The sequence below is a fragment of the Photobacterium sp. GJ3 genome (genome assembly GCF_018199995.1).
Lineage (GTDB): Bacteria > Pseudomonadota > Gammaproteobacteria > Enterobacterales > Vibrionaceae > Photobacterium.
On the sequence record NZ_CP073578.1, the window covers coordinates 1,130,288 to 1,148,255 of the forward strand.

General features: G+C 51.9%; 15 protein-coding genes and 1 pseudogene. 7 read left to right on the forward strand and 9 right to left on the reverse strand.

Annotation, left to right across the window (positions count from 1 at the left end; all coding sequences use genetic code 11):
- Positions 1-9 precede the first annotated feature (9 nt).
- Positions 10-2,862, reverse strand: coding sequence for a hypothetical protein (locus KDD30_RS05030; protein WP_211647711.1), 2,853 nt, complete (start codon positions 2,860-2,862; stop codon positions 10-12).
- Between the two features lie 197 nt (positions 2,863-3,059).
- Positions 3,060-3,728, reverse strand: coding sequence for a 7-carboxy-7-deazaguanine synthase QueE (queE, locus tag KDD30_RS05035; RefSeq protein ID WP_249199200.1), 669 nt, complete (start codon positions 3,726-3,728; stop codon positions 3,060-3,062).
- Positions 3,729-4,015: 287 nt separating this feature from the next.
- Between queE and KDD30_RS05040 the strand changes: the two genes are divergently transcribed.
- Positions 4,016-5,233 (forward strand): ROK family protein, encoded by a 1,218-nt coding sequence (locus KDD30_RS05040; protein WP_211647713.1) that lies wholly within the window; start codon positions 4,016-4,018, stop codon positions 5,231-5,233.
- A 141-nt stretch (positions 5,234-5,374) separates the two neighbouring features.
- The gene (locus KDD30_RS05045; protein ID WP_211647715.1) at positions 5,375-5,740 is read left to right on the forward strand and encodes a thiol-disulfide oxidoreductase DCC family protein; all 366 of its coding nucleotides are present in this window, start codon (positions 5,375-5,377) and stop codon (positions 5,738-5,740) included.
- A 6-nt stretch (positions 5,741-5,746) separates the two neighbouring features.
- Here the strand turns inward: KDD30_RS05045 and KDD30_RS05050 are convergent, their stop codons facing one another.
- A complete protein-coding gene (locus KDD30_RS05050; protein WP_211647721.1) occupies positions 5,747-6,316 on the reverse strand; it encodes an LON peptidase substrate-binding domain-containing protein in 570 nt (189 codons plus the stop codon).
- A gap of 146 nt (positions 6,317-6,462) precedes the next feature.
- Positions 6,463-7,767 carry an adenosylmethionine--8-amino-7-oxononanoate transaminase gene (bioA, locus tag KDD30_RS05055; protein WP_211649573.1) on the reverse strand — a complete coding sequence of 435 codons (1,305 nt, stop codon included), beginning with the start codon at positions 7,765-7,767 and terminating at the stop codon, positions 6,463-6,465.
- Positions 7,768-7,914: 147 nt separating this feature from the next.
- On the opposite strand from bioA, the gene bioB reads away from it, so the two are divergent.
- Genes bioB through bioD form a run of 4 tightly spaced genes read left to right on the forward strand, consistent with a single transcriptional unit; the run spans position 7,915 to position 11,628 of the window.
- Positions 7,915-8,964, forward strand: a complete 1,050-nt coding sequence (gene bioB / locus KDD30_RS05060) for a biotin synthase BioB (protein WP_211647723.1) — start codon at positions 7,915-7,917, stop codon at positions 8,962-8,964.
- The gene (gene bioF / locus KDD30_RS05065) at positions 8,954-10,150 is read left to right on the forward strand and encodes an 8-amino-7-oxononanoate synthase (protein ID WP_211647725.1); all 1,197 of its coding nucleotides are present in this window, start codon (positions 8,954-8,956) and stop codon (positions 10,148-10,150) included. Before bioB ends, bioF begins: the two co-directional genes overlap by 11 nt.
- Positions 10,119-10,946, forward strand: coding sequence for a malonyl-ACP O-methyltransferase BioC (gene bioC / locus KDD30_RS05070; protein ID WP_249199202.1), 828 nt, complete (start codon positions 10,119-10,121; stop codon positions 10,944-10,946). Before bioF ends, bioC begins: the two co-directional genes overlap by 32 nt.
- Entirely contained in the window at positions 10,939-11,628 is a 690-nt protein-coding gene (gene bioD, locus KDD30_RS05075; protein WP_211647727.1) for a dethiobiotin synthase, read from the forward strand. The genes bioC and bioD overlap by 8 nt, the downstream gene beginning before the upstream one ends.
- A 48-nt stretch (positions 11,629-11,676) precedes the next feature.
- On the opposite strand, the gene KDD30_RS05080 is transcribed toward bioD, so the two are convergent.
- The 3 genes from KDD30_RS05080 to KDD30_RS05090 all read right to left on the reverse strand — a co-directional run bounded on the left by KDD30_RS05080 (position 11,677) and on the right by KDD30_RS05090 (position 13,971).
- A complete protein-coding gene (locus KDD30_RS05080) occupies positions 11,677-12,345 on the reverse strand; it encodes a hypothetical protein (protein ID WP_211647729.1) in 669 nt (222 codons plus the stop codon).
- A gap of 642 nt (positions 12,346-12,987) precedes the next feature.
- Positions 12,988-13,668, reverse strand: coding sequence for a hypothetical protein (locus KDD30_RS05085; RefSeq protein WP_211647731.1), 681 nt, complete (start codon positions 13,666-13,668; stop codon positions 12,988-12,990).
- A 147-nt stretch (positions 13,669-13,815) separates the two neighbouring features.
- Positions 13,816-13,971 carry a hypothetical protein gene (locus KDD30_RS05090; protein WP_211647733.1) on the reverse strand — a complete coding sequence of 52 codons (156 nt, stop codon included), beginning with the start codon at positions 13,969-13,971 and terminating at the stop codon, positions 13,816-13,818.
- A gap of 280 nt (positions 13,972-14,251) precedes the next feature.
- Between KDD30_RS05090 and htpX the strand changes: the two genes are divergently transcribed.
- Positions 14,252-15,133, forward strand: coding sequence for a protease HtpX (gene htpX, locus KDD30_RS05095; RefSeq protein WP_211647734.1), 882 nt, complete (start codon positions 14,252-14,254; stop codon positions 15,131-15,133).
- Between the two features lie 91 nt (positions 15,134-15,224).
- On the opposite strand, the gene KDD30_RS05100 is transcribed toward htpX, so the two are convergent.
- Positions 15,225-16,355, reverse strand: coding sequence for a PQQ-dependent sugar dehydrogenase (locus KDD30_RS05100; RefSeq protein WP_211647736.1), 1,131 nt, complete (start codon positions 16,353-16,355; stop codon positions 15,225-15,227).
- A gap of 100 nt (positions 16,356-16,455) precedes the next feature.
- Positions 16,456-17,918 (reverse strand): annotated as a pseudogene (locus KDD30_RS05105) (PLP-dependent aminotransferase family protein).
- Positions 17,919-17,968 lie beyond the last annotated feature (50 nt).

Below are 17,968 nucleotides of genomic sequence, written 5' to 3' on the forward strand. Positions count from 1 at the left end.
TGGATGTGTTTATGGCGTGGTGGGGGGCGGGGTGAGATTACAGCTCAGTCCGTCTCGTAATACGGTGCCCGGGAATGGACTGCCGGGTTGTGGTGCATCGGTCGGGCTTTGTACCGACACAGATGGGGCACTGGCAGCCGGGATCAGTGTGACGATATCGCTCCACATTTCCCCTTGAGTTGTACTCAGGGCCGGGCTGGCACTTTCCCAGCGCGTGAAGTGGTTGAAACCTTTGATGGTCAGCTTGAGTCCGTCTGTGTCCGAGACTTTGATCCATTCCTGGAAATCTCCGGTCGGGAATCGTTTGGCACCGTTACTGAACACTGCATCGATTTCCGACTGTGCCATGGCATTTTCGTAATACAGGGTGCCGTCTGCTTCGAGTTTCCAGCGAATTGGAATATCGAAGCCACAACCGTCTGCATCGGTGTAGCGGCCCGTGTTGAACCCCGCTTGTGTGTCCGCCTGTGGGTTCAGCACCAGATGACGGGACGAATCCCCGGCAAACGTCAGTGCCATTCCAGCCAGCATGTTTTGGGTGAATCGCGGGGTGCGCCCTTCCCAGCTCACAATACAGCTGGTGGATTGATTGTCGAATTCGGTTTTGGTTCTTGCGGTCGCTGGCATCTGTGTACTGCTGTTCCAGCCCGAATCACTGGTTGTGCAGGCGACCAGCGTGTCCGGCGCATATTCCTTGGTCATCAGGTGGCTGATTTCTGTTTGATTGGCGCCCCCTAAATCCGTCTGACTGAAGGTTTTGATTGCCCAGAGCGGACGGGCGTCATATTTCTTGTGGGTCACGGCCCAGAGCGCGTAATCACTGAAAGTGTTGTGTCTGTCCTCGGTGAGCCGCAGGAAGCCAAGTTCATCCAGTGCCCATTCACGGTTGTCTGAGCCGGGTTGTAACACAGTATTGAGATAATAGTCCCAAGTTTTGTCACTGCGCAGAATGACAGCTTCCAGCTCGCCCAGCTCGGTCGAAATCTGCACCAGGTGCTGATCGGCAAGTGCATTTACACTGTCGGTTGTGAAGGTTTCATCGCCGCCACATTCGGTCACGGCGTTCAGGAATTGATCTTCTGTGGCCGGGGTGGTGTCGCCAAAGTCACAATCTCCGAATGGCGGCAGGTTATCGCGGGAAGCGACGGCATAAATCTGCTCTTTGGCGGCATTGTTAAATCCGGCAAAGTGGAAATCACTGTCTTTCAGCACGGCCTGTCCCTGATGGACGGCACCTTGATCAACGACCAGAAACAGATACGGCGTGTCGAACGGATAATGGTTCGCGAGTTGTTTGATCACGTCAGGGACCGTGAACTGGAACATCTGTATTCCCTGAGTGGTGACCGGCGACCAGAGGCCATCTTCAACGACAACCCAGTCATCCCCACCGATATTCACCCAATAGTTCACCTGATGCGTGTTATTGAAGACAAACTCCAGCACCACATTGTCGGTCAGATGATAGCCATTCACTTGCTCAATACTGCCTGAACCTGCCACAGAAACCAGATCCTCCAGCGTGGTGTAAGGCACACCCGGGTTGTCTCGGGGCGAGACGGAACACTCATCGCCGTTGACATCGGTGCTGCACAGCAGCATCCGGGTGGTTTCCGGATTCCAGGTGAAGTAATAGCCGGTTGAACCTTCTGCAAATGTGGCGTCATCGGGCACATAGCGGGTCATAAAGTGGTTTTCTTTGGTGGTCAGAAAATCATGCATGCGCTGGCCGGATAACGGATAGCTGTTGACGCGCATGGTAATGTTCCGGCTGTCACTTTCTGCCAGTCCTGCATCAGTCATGATGGCGGTGCTGCTGGAAGAGATCAGCACCTGAAAGTAATCATACAAATCTTTCCAGCCGCCTGAGGTCAGGATTTTCCCTTGAATGGCATTCTCTTTCTGATCGAACTGAACCAGTCCCTGCTCGCTGAGATAGCGAAATTCTTCGGCCAGGCTGATCTCACTGTCGCCGTTTTTGTGCCAGCGCCAGTCGATTTGCCGGGTTTCATTGGTTGCAGTATCCGGGCTGTTAAAGTCCATCATATCCGCTTCCAGTGTGCTGCCTGTCAGAGAACGCTGGCTGCGTAACCGCCAGAAGCCTGCATTGAACACCGTTTGAATCTGATCTTTCTGCGCGGTCAGCTCGGTGTATTTGCGGGTCATGATACCTTCAAGAATGTCATTGACGACGGTCAGAGACATCAGATTGCTCAGGCTGACCCCATTGAGGCCCAGCTTCGGAATCAGTGTGACGGCCAGTTCATCGGCCAGTTCGTTGATAAAGTCTCCAGCATCCCGGACATCAATATTGGCGGGTTCACTCACGGTTTCGATGAAGATGCCCCAGTTGCCGTCCCGGACAACGCGTTTGATGAGTGCCCGGTACGCCAGCGTGGTTTTCAGAGACAAAGCGATTTCTGTATCGGTCAGCGGCGTCATCAGCAGGTTGGTCGGCAGTTCATCCCCAATGGAAAATTGCGGTGGTTCCTCAAGGTTCAGCACCAGCACCCCCTGCAATAACAGTGGGCTGCGTGCCTCAATGATGTAGTTTCCATCGGTTTGCTGGAAGTTGGTGATTTCACCTTGTCCCATGGCTTTGCCCTGTGCATTCAGGAAAATGATGGCAAAGTTATCTTGAGTGAGAGTTGTTGTGGCTGCGTAGGCTTTGCTGATCAATTGCCAGCTGTTGCGCTGTTGTGCTGTCATGAGTCCGGCCGGTAAGTCGACGGTCACAGTGAACCTGGTTTTCGCCAGAGGCAGATCGGCGGGCTGAATCCCGCTCTCACCATCACCCCCACCACACGCAGAAAGCAGACCCGCCAAAATCAGGCTGAGCCCCATCATCAGATAGGCACGCATAGATTTTCCCCTGAACGATCAAAACTGTACTTTTATTCGAAACGCAAGATTGGTTTCGGTGTTTGGGGTGAGTATAGGTAAGTGGCGGGGAGGGAAATGTAAAACCAGACACCGTGTCTCACAGGCTGAGACACGGTCTGAGAATTAAGACAACGCTTGCCGGCATGGCCAGAACGCGCAGAAATTGCGGGTCAGTGTCAGGCGATGGACAGGTATTTGTGGGTTTGAATCGACAGTCGCCAGTTCCGGGCAATACAGGTTTCAATACACAGCTCGGTGGCCCGGGTTTTCTGACTGATCGGTTGCAGGGCAATGGTGACATCTGACCGGAGTGGGATGCCATCCAGAAGCGCATCCAGCTGATCGATATCTTTTTGGGTACCGACCGGATGTTTGATCTCATTGGCACGTTCCAGCGCGATTGGCAGGACAGGCAGTTTGCCTTTCATGTTAATTTTCGGAGAAACGGTGACCCAGGTTTGCGGAGTCGCAAGGACTTCGTAGGTGCCGCTGGTTTCAATCTGGCAGCGGAAACCATGGGCTTCCAGCAAGGTCGTGAGCGGGCGCAGATCGTACAGACAGGGCTCTCCGCCAGTGATCACCACATGACGAGCCGTATATCCCTGATCCAGCAGTAGTTGAACGATGCCCTGAGCATCCAGCGATGTCCAGGTGGGGGAATCACCACGTTTGTCCATCATGGCCTGAATGTTCACTTCATCCTGAGGTTCTGCACTCCAGGTTTGCTTGGTGTCGCACCAGGCGCAGCCGACCGGGCAAATCTGCAAGCGAACAAAGATAGCCGGTACACCTGTGAAAACACCTTCCCCTTGAATGGTTTCAAAGATTTCATTGATTTTGTACACGGCTGACCTCAAAACATCTGACAATTTTCACGGGGTCGCGGGTGTTTTGTTACCCGGAACGCTGAAGGGCGCGTATTATGTCAGAACCCGATGGGATTGTCTCTATTGCTGTGATTTCACATGAAGTGCACTGAGTGGCGCTCCGACATGTATACACATTGCCGGTGAAATTGCTGAAAGTTGGTGATTGGGTTCACGGCATTGGGATAAGTCGCTTCACAATTACTTCGCACTGTAAAAAAATTCAGTGCCTTGCGTATTTATAATCAGACAGAGGAAGTTCGCGCATGTACGTCGCTCAACCCGGTCACATCGATCACATCAAACGGAACAATGCCGGGAGCGTCTACAAACTTATTGATCAGTATGGCCCGATCTCCCGGATCGAGCTATCGAAAAAGAGCCAGCTGGCACCAGCCAGTATCACCAAGATTACCCGGGAGCTGTTCGAAGGCCATTTAATCAAAGAAGCTGAAATTCTTGAGTCCGGCAGTCGGGGACGACCGGCGATTGGTCTGGTTCCGGATAATGATGGCTGGCAGTTTCTTGGGATCCGGCTGGGTCGTGGATATCTGACGATTGCACTGCATGAGCAGGGGGGCGATATCCTGTTTGAAGAACGGCAGGACATTCTGGAACGCAAGCAGGATGAGGTGCTGAACAAACTGCTCACCGAAATTGACACCTTCTTTGCCCGTCATGCCAAATTGCTGGATCGGATCACGGCGATTGCGGTTTCGTTGCCGGGGCTGGTGAACTCTGAGAAAGGCATGGTGCTGCAAATGCCGCACTACGAAGTGAAAGACATGCCCTTGGGGCCCGCGATTCACAAGGCAACCGGCCTGCCTGTATTTATCGGTAACGATACCCGTTCCTGGGCACTGGCCGAGCAGTTGTTTGGCAACGCAAAAGATGTGGCCAATTCCATCCTGGTGTCTGTGCATCATGGGGTCGGGGCTGGGATCATTCTGGATAATCAGGTGCTACAGGGACGAATCGGGAATATCGGCGAATTGGGCCATATTCAGATTCAGCCGGATGGATTGCCCTGTCATTGCGGCAACCGGGGGTGTCTGGAAACCGTTGCCAGTCTTCAGGCGGTTCGGGAGCAGGTGAAAAAAGGCCTGAGTCTGGGCGAGGCATCCTCGCTTTACGGCCAGGACCTGACCATTGAAACGATCTGCGAAGCAGCATTGCAGGGCGATCCGCTGGCGCACCGTGTGATCACTGAGCTCGGGCATCACCTTGGCCGGGCGATTGCCATTATGGTGAATCTGTTCACGCCGGAAAAAGTACTGATTGGGGGTGAGCTGAATCAGGCCAAGAAGGTGCTGTATCCGGCCATTTTGTCTTGCGTGAAGGCGCAGTCACTCCCGGTTTACAACCAGGATCTGCAGATTGAAGAAACCAGCTTTTATACGCAGGCAACCATGCCAGCGGCAGCGTTGGTGAAGCAGGCGATGTACGACGGAACTTTACTGCTGAAACTGCTGGAAGAAGGCTGATTTTTGCAGCGTTCCATCCCTCCAAACGACATGATCCTGACAGCGGTTTCTGTCAGGATCAGCCAGACTTAAAGTAAACAGACCTCTTTGGGTGGCCATGGACACCCAAGAACACCCAAGAACAATTGAAGGCTGACACGCATGAAGAAAGAGAAGATCACGGTCTTTTATGATGGTGCCTGTCCCACTTGTGTTCGGGACCGGGTCTGGTATGAGACGTGGCTGGGACGTCATCCGGAGCTGGTGGTGTGGTATGACATCACCGGTGAAGACGAAGCGCTGAAAGCTATGGGGATCGATCCGGATAAAGCTTTGCGGGAGCTGCATGTGCAGGACCAGCAAGGCGTGGTCCATCGCGAAATGGACGCGTACATCCTGCTGCTCAATCAGATTTGGTGGTTGCGCCCGGTTGCCTTTCTGATGGGGCTCCCGGGCATCCGGCAGGGCTTGTCAGCAATTTACCGGCGCATGGTCGATCAGCGTCTGAACCGAGAAGGCCGGGGATAAGCCGGGTCAGAGATCGTCATGCTTGAGCTCCTCGTCAATCACATTGTGCAGAAAGGACAGCGCAGCACGGTGATCATTCCGGCTCATAAACCACTGTTTCTGATTGGTCTCCAGCGGGAGGATTTCCAGCCAGCGCTGGCACACCCAGGCCATGTCGGTGAAATCCGGGTCCGGATAATTCGACGCATAATCCGGGTACTCATCAAACAGCGCTTCCAGACTGCTCGCAATGGGCTTGTCGATGAACCGGGGGGTACTGGCAGCCCAGTTTCTGATTGAGCTGACTTCACCGAAGCGCAGACCATCTTTTTCCTGCCAATGATTGTTGATGACAAACTTTTCTACACCTTTGATGGTGATGCCCAGTAACCCGTCGGGGAGTTGTTCGAAATCGGTGATTTCGGCCCGGGTGCCGAAATGGCAGAGAGAATCTCCGTCTTTCATGCACAGGCCGAAACCGTGACCGGAGGACATGGCGAGCGTCACCAAGCGTGTATAGCGGGGTTCAAAAATCCGCAGTTTACTGACACCACCCGGTAAAACATAAAGCCGCAGTGGGAAAAGAGGTAACTGCATAAGAATCAGCCTTTCTGACGTCATATTTGCCTGGGCTGCCTGCCTTTCTGGACGATCTGACCTCCGAAAATGCAGGCATTCACCCTACTCTGGCGCTTCTTATGAGTATATCTGTTCAAAGATGAAGCTTTGTCTGTTTTTCGATATTACTGCAAGGATTGTAAAATAGCGAAAACCAGTTTTTTAAGCTGCTGATCCGTGGTGATAAAGGGCGGCATGATATAGATAAGTTTGCCAAACGGGCGTATCCAGACACCGTTGTCTACAAAACTTTGCTGAATGCTAACCATGTCCACAGGTGCATGCAGTTCCACAACACCAATCGCTCCCAGCCAGCGGACCGCTTTTACTTTGTCGGATTCCGTGAGGGCGGGCAGCAGTTCGGCGAGTTGCTGCTCGATCCGGTTCACCTGATCCTGCCATGCGTTGGTTGCCAGTAAAGCTAAACTGGCATTCGCAACGGCGCACGCAAGGGGGTTCCCCATGAACGTAGGACCATGCATAAAGCAACCCGCTGCGCCGCTGCAGACTGTATCTGCCACTGTTTTGGTGGTGAGCGTTGCGGCCAGAGTCATATACCCGCCGGTAAGGGCTTTGCCTACACACATGATATCCGGGCTGATCCCGGCATGCTCGCAGGCGAAAAGTTTGCCGGTACGGCCAAAGCCGGTGGCAATCTCATCAACAATCAGCAGTACGCCATAATCGTCGCACAGTTCCCGGACCCGACGTAAATAAGTTGGATGGTAAATCCGCATTCCTCCCGCACCCTGCACAATGGGTTCAAGAATCACGGCAGCCAGCTCCTGATGGTGCGCGGCAATCCTGGCCTTGAAATCTGCAATATCATCTTCCTGCCACGTGTCATGAAACCCAATTTCAGGTGAGTCTGCGAAGATGTGCTCCGGCAGAAAACCTTGATACAGGCTGTGCATGGAGTTCTCCGGATCCGTCACTGACATTGCTGCAAAGGTATCGCCGTGATAGCCATGGCGTAACGTCAGGAACTTGGCCCGTTGTTCTCCTTTGGCATGCCAGTATTGCAGCGCCATTTTCAGCGCAACCTCAACGGAAACAGAACCGGAATCGGCCAGAAAAACCTGCTGCAGCGGGGCAGGGCTCATGTCGATCAGTTTACGGCACAGCTCCACCGCAGGCTGGTGTGTTAACCCTCCGAACATCACATGAGACATCTGATCCAGCTGATCTCTGGCAGCCTGATTCAGCACCGGATGATGGTAGCCATGAATGGCAGACCACCAGGATGACATGCCATCAATCAGCTCACGACCATCTTCGAGGTAAAGATGCACGCCTTTCGCATGGCTGACCGGGTAGCAGGGTAAGGGGTTGATGGTGGAGGTATAAGGGTGCCAGACATGCTCGCGATCGTAGTCCAGATCGACCCCAGGCGCCTTACACTGGTTGGAGGTCTCGTTATTTGTGGTGATTTTTTGCACAGATGTAAACCTTGTGTTTTCTTTATGGTTGACAGTGTACCGACTCAAAGTAGACTTGCAAGCATTCAAACCCGTGGAATTCTTGCGGTTATCGTGACAGCGCAACGGGGATATAAGAACAATGAATGAGGTTTACACGTGGAAGTAAGACACGATTGGAGCATTGCAGAAGTACAGGCGCTTTTTGAAAAGCCGTTCATGGATTTGGTCTTTGAAGCACAGCAAGTGCACCGCCAGTATCATGAGGCGAATAAGGTGCAGGTCAGTACTCTACTGTCGATCAAGACTGGTGCCTGTCCGGAAGACTGTAAATATTGTCCGCAAAGTGCGCATTACCGGACCGATGTTGATCGTGAGCGGCTGATGGAAGTCGAGCGTGTACTGGATGCGGCTGAAAAAGCGAAACACTCCGGTGCGACCCGGTTCTGTATGGGCGCAGCATGGAAAAACCCGAAAGAGCGGGATATGCCTTATCTGCTGGAGATGGTTCGCGGTGTGAAAGCCATGGGTCTGGAAACCTGTATGACGCTGGGAATGATCAGTGGTGAGCAGGCAAACACGCTGGCCGATGCGGGTCTGGATTATTACAACCATAACCTGGATACCTCGCCTGAATATTACGGCAACATTATCACCACCCGGACTTACCAGGATCGTCTGGATACCTTATCCCACGTTCGTGATGCCGGGATGAAGATTTGTTCCGGTGGCATCATTGGCATGGGAGAAAGTGCCCGTGACCGTGCCGGCCTGCTGGTGGAACTGGCGAACCTGCCGGTACATCCGGAAAGTGTGCCTATCAATATGCTGGTGAAAGTGAAGGGCACCCCGCTCGAGAGTGTGGACGATGTTGATCCACTCGACTTTGTCCGGATTATCGCTGTGGCCCGAATCATGATGCCGAAGTCGGCTGTTCGCCTTTCTGCCGGCCGTGAAGGCATGAGCGCAGAAACCCAAACTTTGTGTTTCATGGCGGGTGCAAACTCGGTGTTTTATGGCTGCAAACTGCTGACCACACCAAACCCGGAAGAAGACAAAGACATGCAACTGTTCAAGAAGCTGGGGATTAACCGTCAGGAACAGGCGGCGAAACCAGATGAGATCCAGGAGCAGGAGCTGTTGGGCCAGGTCGCGCAACGCGTCGCTTCCCGTCCGTCGGCTGATGACCTGTTCTACGATGCCTCTTAAACAGCGCCTGCATCAGGCCCTGCACCAGCGAGAAGTGCAGGGTCTGTATCGTCAGCGTCGTACATTGGACAGACAGCTGTCTGAGGTCCGGCTGGCAGACAGCCAGCAACCGGTGCTGAACTTTTCCAGTAACGACTATCTGGGATTGGCGCAGTCACCTGAACTGATTCAGGCATGGCAGCAAGGGTTGTCTTCCTATGGTGCCGGCAGCGGGGCATCACCGCTGGTGACCGGTCATCACAGTCCGCATCAGAATTTAGAATCCCGGCTGGCGGAATGGCTGGGATTTGAGCGCGCGTTATTGTTCAGTACCGGATTCAGTGCCAATCAGGCCGTGTTGTTTGCGTTGCTTCAAAAAGGTGATTGCCTGATTCAGGACAAACTCAATCATGCTTCACTGATGGAGGCGGGCATGTTGTCCCCGGCGACCATGCAGCGCTTTGCGCACAATGATGTCGCTGCATTGCAGCAACAGCTGGCCAGACATGAGGGGAGTGATACGGCCCGGCTTGTTGTCACGGAAGGGGTGTTCAGCATGGATGGGGATCAGGCACCTTTGGCCGACATCGCATCCCTTTGTGAATCATCGCAAAGCTGGCTGATGGTGGATGATGCCCACGGTTGTGGTGTCCTGGGTGAAGCTGGGCGCGGCAGTTGCGATCAGGCCGGTATTCAGCCGGATCTTCTGGTGGTGACATTTGGTAAAGCCTTCGGCATGCAGGGGGCTGCCGTCCTGTGCAGTCAGGCAGTGGCAGAGTATCTGATTCAGTTTGCCCGGCATTACATCTATTCCACGGCAATGCCGCCTGCTCAGGCGTTTGCGTTGTGCACCGCGGTCGATTTGGTGCGTACCGAGCATTGGCGACGGGAAAAATTGCTGACCTTAGGTGAGATGCTGATCGAGACGCTGGCCCCGGACATTGGCCTGCAAGTCACTTCAACCCCGATTAAACCCATTTTGCTGGGAAACAGTGAACGGGCTATGTCGTTGTCGGCATCATTGGCGGAACAGGGCATTTGGGTCTCGGCCATTCGCCCGCCCACTGTGCCTGTCCATCAGGCGCGCTTGAGAATCACATTGACGGCGAGTCACACCGAAGCGCAGGTTTTGCAGCTTGCCCATTGTTTGAATGCGTCTTTTGAAGAGGTAACGGATGCAGCCAATCAAATCAATGAATCAGACTGATTCAGAATTATGGAATGTTCACTCTGCCGAGAAACAGGCCATTGCCGCTAGCTTTGGGAAAGCGGCATCGGGTTACGATCAATCGGCGGCATTTCAACGCCGGGTCGGGCATCTGTTGCTGGATCGGCGACCGGATGTCGTCACAGGAACACACTGGTTGGATGTTGGTTGCGGGACTGGCTATTTCACCCAGCAATTACAACAGTTGGAATGCCGGACGACAGCCATTGATCTGTCATTGCCGATGCTCGAACAGGCGCAACTGAGGTGCCAGCATCAGGGAGTGTTTCAGTTGGCAGATGCCGAAGCTTTGCCTTTTGAAGATCAGCGGTTTGATGCTGCATTTTCCAGTCTTGCGCTTCAATGGTGCCGTGATCTGAGTGTGCCATTGAAGGAGCTCCGGCGGGTCGTTAAGCCCGGCGGGTGGATTGGGTTCACCACGCTGGCCGCAGATTCATTATTTGAGTTGCAGCAAGCCTGGCAGGCGGTCGACCAACATCTGCATGTGAACGAATTCGACAGCCAGTCTGCTTTGCTCAGTGCAGTGAAAGCGGCAGGATTTACTCAGTTTGACCTCTTGCTTGAGCCTGTTGTGATGCATTATCCGAGTGCGATGGCACTCATGAAAGATTTGAAAGGGATTGGTGCTACACATTTGTCGCAACAGCGTCGGCAGGGTTTGTTTGGCCGCAATGCGCTCAAGCGGATTGAGGATGCTTACGCAAGTTTTCGGGATGATACGGGTCAATTACCAGCAACTTACCAGGTTTGTTTTGGAGTATTAAAGAATGTCTAAAGTTTTCTTTGTGACCGGAACGGATACCGACGCCGGAAAAACTGTGGCGACCCGAACCCTGATCGACGCGTGTGTGCAGGCAGGATTCCGGACCGCAGGTTATAAACCAGTTGCATCCGGCAGTACGCTGACGGCTTATGGAATGCGGAATTCTGATGCACTGTTTTTGCAGGCTGCCTCAAATCCTGAACTCCACTATGAAGCCGTGAATCCTTTCACCTTTGAGCCGCCCATTGCGCCGCATATTGCGGCAAGTCAGGCTGGTGTTGAAATCTGCACGGATAAATTGTCCAGTGGGTTATACCGTCTGCAGGAGCAATCGGATGTAGTTTTTGTTGAAGGGGCTGGGGGGTGGCGGGTCCCTTTGTCTGATTCAGTGAAGTTTTCAGACTGGGTCAGACAAGAGAATCTGCCCGTGATTCTGGTGGTCGGGATGAAACTGGGCTGCCTGAATCATGCCATGCTGACCGCGGAAACCATTGTCCGGGATGGACTGTTTCTGGCGGGATGGATTGCGAATCGGGTTGATCCGGAGGTCAGTTGTTATGCGGAAAATCTGGCTTATCTGGCAGCGAATCTGCCAGCACCCAAGCTGGGAGAGATACCTTATCTGCCGGATATCAGTAAACGGGATCTCACCGCATTTATTGATCAGGAACAACTGAAAGCCCTGATGTCATGAAACAATATGCCGCCAGTCCGGCGGCATGTTTGTGATTAGCGTGAATGACTATGCCTGTTGTTGTTTCTTGCCAATAAGCTTCGGCAGACAGTACCAGGCAGAGGCCGCGAGGATCAGGCTGTAACCCAGGAATTCTACCCCTTCTTCCGCCAGGTTTTTCGCTTCACGGACATAATTGTCCTGCATCGCGGTTTGCCACAGTTCCCCCATCCCGAATAGTCGTGAAAATACCATCAGAGTCGCCATACCACCAATCATCAGGCCAAAACTGGCATGTTGGCTGTAATTAAGAAGAGGCTGCCGGGTGCTTTGTGGGTGGTAATAAGCATAGGAAAGACCAGCAATGGCCACCAGCACTGCCGGAACTTTCCAGAAGCCATGTCGGATCAAATCAAAAACGCCATCCAGTTCGCGAATCAAGAGCACTAAAAAGAATGCCGATATCAATCCCGCAAAACTACTTTGTTCTGGATTCCTCATTGCAACAAATGCATAAAGCGTACTACAGATAACAAGATATAATTCCTGTGAATACTCGACGAGAGAATTTTCACCAAGATTGCCACTGAATAGAAGGATTTCAATTTGGATAATGAAAGCAGCGATAGCCGAAATACTCATCACAGCCAGAAAAATTGTCATTGGAACAAGGAGTTCGTATGCGGTTTTATTAGGTAATGTGCTGCCCAATGCATGTGAGTAGTCTTTGTTCATCATTTCATCTGTTCCATATCTATTATTTATTGTTGGGCTCGGTATCACGCAAATGCTTTGCGTGGTGAGGTGTTGGTTCCTTAATTGACCGATTCATCTTGATAAAATGACAAAGTTTAAATTTCGGGCTGAAGAGGTGAGGCAGAAGATCAGATATTTCAGTGTTGAATTATTGTGTGACTGAGATTGCATTCAGTTATTTACATCTACAGTTTCACTAAAATACTTTTTCGCATGCATGCAGAGAGCATTTTCACAATGAACTGTACAGTTTTCATTATGATTGATGGGGCTCAATCACTATGCTTAAATATAGGGTGAGCACCGGGAAAACCTTCCAAAAAGGAATATTTTAGTTTCAGTCAGAAATCTGAATTGGCAAGAGCAGAGGTTCCGAGCACACATTCCGTTTCCATAAGGAGAAATTATCTCCGTTCTATATTTTTGAACTTTCGTTTGCAATAGATAATGGATGGGATATATATTTTTTTTCAGGTGTTTTAATGTCGGATTTTTCTTTTTTCTTTTTTCTTTTGCTTCGTTAACCCTCCGTGGGTCCCGTTTTATTTGCCATTGGAATTTTCTGGCCAGCTATAAAATAAAACATGCCACCAGTTCGATGGCATGTTTTATCGTCAGTGTGAATTATTGAGCTTGCTGTTGTTTCTTACCGACAAGCTTTGGCAGACAGTACCAGGCAGAGGCCGCGAGGATCAGGCTGTAACCCAAGAGTTCTACCCCTTCTTCCGCCAGGTTTTTCACTTCACGGACGTAATTGTCCTGCATTGCGGTTTGCCACAGATCCCCCATCCCGAACAGTCGTGAGAACACCATCAGGGTCGCCATGCCGCCAATCATCAGGCCAAAACTGGCGTGTTTGCTGTATTGACGCAGGGGTTGCTGAGTGCTTTGCGGATGTTGGTACGCGTAGGCGATACCGCCAACAGCCACCAGAACCGCGGGGACTTTCCAGAAACCGTGTTTGATCAAATCCAGGACACCGTCCAGCTCGCGAATCAAGAGCACCAGAAAGAATGCCGATACCAGGACCGCAAAACCACGCAGTGCTGGCTTCTTCACAGCAACGGCTGCAAAAAGTGCGCTGCTCAGGGCCAGATACATTTCCTGCGTATACTCGACAAGTGAGTCCTCACCCAGATTCCCGCTCAATTGCAGCACCTCGATTTGGATGATGAAAGCGGCCACTGCAGCAATGACAGCGACAGCCATAAAGATTGCGATTGGAATGAGCAGTGTTCGTGCGTTTCCCTGCGTGTTGCTCTGCGTTGTTGCGCTATCCAATGCTTGCGAATAGAGCTTTTTCATAATTTACCTGCACAGTGTTCAGAATAATTTTTGGGACTAGTATCACATAATCAATCTGAATGAGAACTGTATTTACATTATTATGACGCAGAAATGACAAAGCCTCCTGTTAGGAGGCTTTGGATTTAGCACTTAATACAAGGGAAATTAGTTCGTGTTCAGCAGCGAAAGTGGGTCGATAGCTTCAGCGGATTGTGTCGCAGAAGGATCCAGTCCAAGCTCTGCACAGGCTTCTTCAGCTGTCATGCCAAGATGACAGCGCAGGATATCAATCGCAACTTGGTAGTTCTCGTGGTCAGCCATCTTGCCTCCTTTCTTTACTGAGTGAATTCCAATACCCAATGACAATAGTGAATGGCACGGTGAGAAACAATACGACCAAAGTCTAAGGAGTCGATTCAATGGAAAGAACTGGATGAAGCTCACAGGTCTGGTCAGGACTGGCTGGACTTACGAAAAGTAACAATTTCCCGCTTCCGCTTGTTTTATGATTAAACGACCATACTATAAATACTTGCTGAGACTGCATGTTTTAAGGCGTCGAAGCGTTGGATGGATTGACCTTTGTTGGAGAAAGAAAGGTATGAAACGAATTGCCTTGTTCCTGGCAACCAACCTGGCTGTCATGCTGGTATTCAGTATTGTGCTCAATATTGTATATGCCGTGACAGATTTACAGCCAGGGAGTCTGAGTGGCCTGCTGGTGATGGCGGCATTGTTTGGTTTTGGTGGCTCTCTGATTTCGCTCTTCATGTCGAAATCAATGGCTTTGCGTTCTGTAGGCGGCAGGGTGATCGAGCATCCCCGGAATGAATCCGAATACTGGCTGATGGAAACGGTTACGCGTCAGGCACAACAGGCCGGTATCGGCATGCCGACTGTTGCGATTTATGACTCGCCAGACATCAACGCATTTGCGACGGGTGCAAAGCGGGACGACTCGTTAGTCGCAGTCTCTACCGGGTTACTGCACAGCATGACACCGGAAGAAGCAGAAGCTGTGTTGGCTCATGAAGTCAGCCATATTGCGAATGGCGACATGGTCACCATGACGCTGCTGCAAGGGGTCGTGAATACCTTTGTGATCTTCATTTCCCGGATTATTGCGGGTGCCGTCAGTGGCGTGAGCAGCAATAATGAAGAAGGGGAAAGCGGTGGCAGCTTTATGACTTACTTCATTGTTTCGACCGTGATGGAACTGCTGTTCGGCTTCCTCGCGAGCATTATTACCATGTGGTACAGCCGTCATCGTGAGTTTAAAGCAGATGCCGGTTCAGCACATTTAGTCGGAAAAGAAAAAATGATTGCTGCCCTGGAGCGTTTAAAAGTCAGTCAGGAATCGCACCTGGAAGGGTCGATGATGGCTTTTGGCATCAATGGCAAGAAAAGCCTGTCTGAACTCTTTATGACACACCCGCCACTGGACAAACGCATTGATGCGCTGCGTCGTGGTGAACACCTGTAATCATTAAGAAATACGAAAGACTGAATGCCCCGGTTTGCCGGGGCATTTTTATTGATGTGTCTTTCTTTCCTGGGCTGGCCGCTTTGATGGATTATTGGGGCCGGATCCGGTATATCATGCCGCTGTCTGTCCCCAGGTACAGCCAGCCTTCCCGGCTCTGAGCCAGTGAGCGAATGCGTTCGTTCATGGACTCCAGCAGCCGTTCTTCCTGAACCGGATTGCCTTGCGCATCCAGTCCAATGCGATTCAGGTGCTGTAAAACCAGAGCGCCCGAAAATAAATTTCCTCGCCATGCGGGGAAAGCATCGCCGTTATAAATCAGCAGGCTGCCGGGTGCTATCGATGGGACATACACTTTTTTGGGCGTTTCAATACCGGTTTTTTCTTTGGCTTCGCCAACATCCAGTGGCCCCCAGTATTCTTTGCCGTGGGATGTCACTGGCCAGCCGTAGTTTTTTCCCGGTTGGATCAGATTGATCTCATCGCCACCCCGGGGGCCGTGTTCAATTTCCCAGAGGCGGTTCGTTGTTCGGTCAAACGCCAGCCCCTGTGGGTTTCTGTGGCCATAACTCCAGATTTCGTGGGAAGCATCCGAGCGTTCCCGAAACGGGTTGTCTTTCGGAATTGAACCATCCAGATTCAAGCGCATGATGGCAGCGGCATGATTGCTGAGATCCTGTCCGTTTGGTCGATGACCGCGATCGCCAACAGAGAAAAACACATGTCCCCGACCATCAAATGCGATCCGACTGCCGTAATGGCGACTGGTATCACTTTGGGAGCGGGTCACCAGTAAATCCTGCCAGTTTTGCAGTGTCTGTCCCGATAACTGGGCGCGTGCGAGTGTGGTCACACTGCTGTCACCAACGGGTTTACTGTAAGTGAAATAAAGCCAGCCCGCAGCCTGAGGATCCGGTGACAATTGCACATCAAGCAGTCCGCCCTGGCCCCGGGCATAGACTTCAGGCAAGCCCGAAACGTTTTGCTTTTGTCCGTTACGGGTATTGAAAAGCACGGCTTCACCCTGCCGCAATGTAATGAGCAATTTGTCGTCATCGATAAAAGTCATTCCCCAGGGCACCGGGAATCCCTCTGCGACTTTTTCGACCTGAAAAGCCATACCTTCACTGCGTCCGGTGGTGATGGGCTGTGCCAGTGCTGAGGCTGTAACTACGGCACAGAATAGCAAAGCGGAAAACGTAAAAAGTCGGGTCTGAATCATCTTTTTCCTTCCATAGATATCATGATGTTAAGGGGGTGCGCTGACAGACATGCTCTGTCATGAACTGCTGTGATCAACTCAGCGGATGGTCGTTTTAAGCCTAGCTGAACCCTGTTGATTCCGATGACATTGGTTGTAAATGTGAGGCAATCATCGCTGCCAGTGCAGTGATACCCTGTTGCCAGTCCGGTGTGTCTTCAAAGGCGGCATAACTCAACCGGAGACAGTGGCGATATTGCTTTTGTGTGCAGAACATACTGCCCGGCAGCAGGCTGATCCCAGCGGCGTGGGCTTGTTGATATAACTGATCACTGTCGCTGTGTTCCGGCAGGGACAGCCAGCATAAAAATCCCCCGTCTGGCTGATAAAGGTGGTAGCGGCCAAGCAGCCAGGGATAGCTATCCAGCGCAGTCGTCAGCGCATGGCAGAACTGCCGCTGATTTCGCTGATAATAACGTTGCACTTTTCGTAAATGAGCACGGTATTTGCCGGTTTTCAGAAACTCAGCAACAGCGGACTGCATCAGGTTCAGGCTGCCCATGTTATCGGCAAGCAGCCGTTTTTCAATCTGAGACTGATACCGTCCCGCAAGCAACCAGCCAATCCGAAGCCGGGAATCGAGTGTTTTCGACAATGAATTACAGTAGATAACACGCTGGCTGTCATCCAGACTGTATAAGCTGGCCGGGCGATCGCCGTAACCCAGATCCCCGAAGACGTCGTCCTCAATGATCGGAATGTCTTGGGTTAACGTGAGCAATTGCTGGCGAGCTTCGGCTGGCATGACTGAGCCGGTCGGATTGTTATAGCTTGGATTGATCAAAATTGCGGCCACCGGCCATTGTTTCAGGGCCAGAGCCAGCTGGTTTAAATCCATGCCAGTCAGCGGGCTGGCGGGAATTTCCACGGCTTTGAGGCCGAGAGATTCCAGCAGTAAGAGATTGCCGAAATAACAGGGTGAATCGATGACCACAGTATCACCGGGGCGGGTGAGTGCCTGAAGGGCCATGCTGATCCCTTGCTGGGCGCCATGGGTGATCAGGATCTCATGCGGGAATGCGGAAATCCCTAGCCACTGATTCACCGAAACCAGCTGTTTTCTCAACTGCTCATCACCCGGGGGAGCAGATAATGGCTGGGCTGTTGCGTTTGATATCGGCTCTGACGGCCGATTTCCGCATATAAAGACGTAATCGCCGGAAAGTGAGTATTGGGGTGGGCGCTTCCCATGGGCAAGAGATTACTGTTCAGGGTGTGCTGTAACACTTTCCGGCTGATGGATAACAAATCGACAAAATCGGGTTCGGGCAGTGTGCCCGATGAAGCCTGTGTCCGTTCGGCAACCCGGTACCCTGAACGCGGATGGGCTTCGATTTTCTGAGCCGCCTCCAATTCCTGATAAGCGCGAATCACCGTATTTTTACTGACGGCCAGTTGCTCACTCAACTGACGGATGGAGGGAAGCCGATCGCCGGCTTGATAGACACCTTGCGAGACGCGGACTTCCACTTCCTGTATCACCTGACGGTATTTGCTTTTGGAGCGGGGCGTCGATTGTTCCATGCTTTATCTGTACCCTAATAAATGAACAAAACTGTCACTTTTGTTAGTAA

What these genes read in the sequence shown, in the direction of transcription:
- KDD30_RS05030 (WP_211647711.1), bottom strand. Translation starts at nt 2,862, where the DNA reads ATGCGTGCCTATCTGATGATGGGGCTCAGCCTGATTTTGGCGGGTCTG.
- KDD30_RS05040 (WP_211647713.1), top strand. Translation starts at nt 4,016, where the DNA reads ATGTACGTCGCTCAACCCGGTCACATCGATCACATCAAACGGAACAAT.
- KDD30_RS05045 (WP_211647715.1), top strand. Translation starts at nt 5,375, where the DNA reads ATGAAGAAAGAGAAGATCACGGTCTTTTATGATGGTGCCTGTCCCACT.
- KDD30_RS05050 (WP_211647721.1), bottom strand. Translation starts at nt 6,316, where the DNA reads ATGCAGTTACCTCTTTTCCCACTGCGGCTTTATGTTTTACCGGGTGGT.
- bioF (WP_211647725.1), top strand. Translation starts at nt 8,954, where the DNA reads ATGCCTCTTAAACAGCGCCTGCATCAGGCCCTGCACCAGCGAGAAGTG.
- bioC (WP_249199202.1), top strand. Translation starts at nt 10,119, where the DNA reads ATGCAGCCAATCAAATCAATGAATCAGACTGATTCAGAATTATGGAAT.
- bioD (WP_211647727.1), top strand. Translation starts at nt 10,939, where the DNA reads ATGTCTAAAGTTTTCTTTGTGACCGGAACGGATACCGACGCCGGAAAA.
- KDD30_RS05080 (WP_211647729.1), bottom strand. Translation starts at nt 12,345, where the DNA reads ATGATGAACAAAGACTACTCACATGCATTGGGCAGCACATTACCTAAT.
- KDD30_RS05085 (WP_211647731.1), bottom strand. Translation starts at nt 13,668, where the DNA reads ATGAAAAAGCTCTATTCGCAAGCATTGGATAGCGCAACAACGCAGAGC.
- KDD30_RS05090 (WP_211647733.1), bottom strand. Translation starts at nt 13,971, where the DNA reads ATGGCTGACCACGAGAACTACCAAGTTGCGATTGATATCCTGCGCTGT.
- htpX (WP_211647734.1), top strand. Translation starts at nt 14,252, where the DNA reads ATGAAACGAATTGCCTTGTTCCTGGCAACCAACCTGGCTGTCATGCTG.
- KDD30_RS05100 (WP_211647736.1), bottom strand. Translation starts at nt 16,355, where the DNA reads ATGATTCAGACCCGACTTTTTACGTTTTCCGCTTTGCTATTCTGTGCC.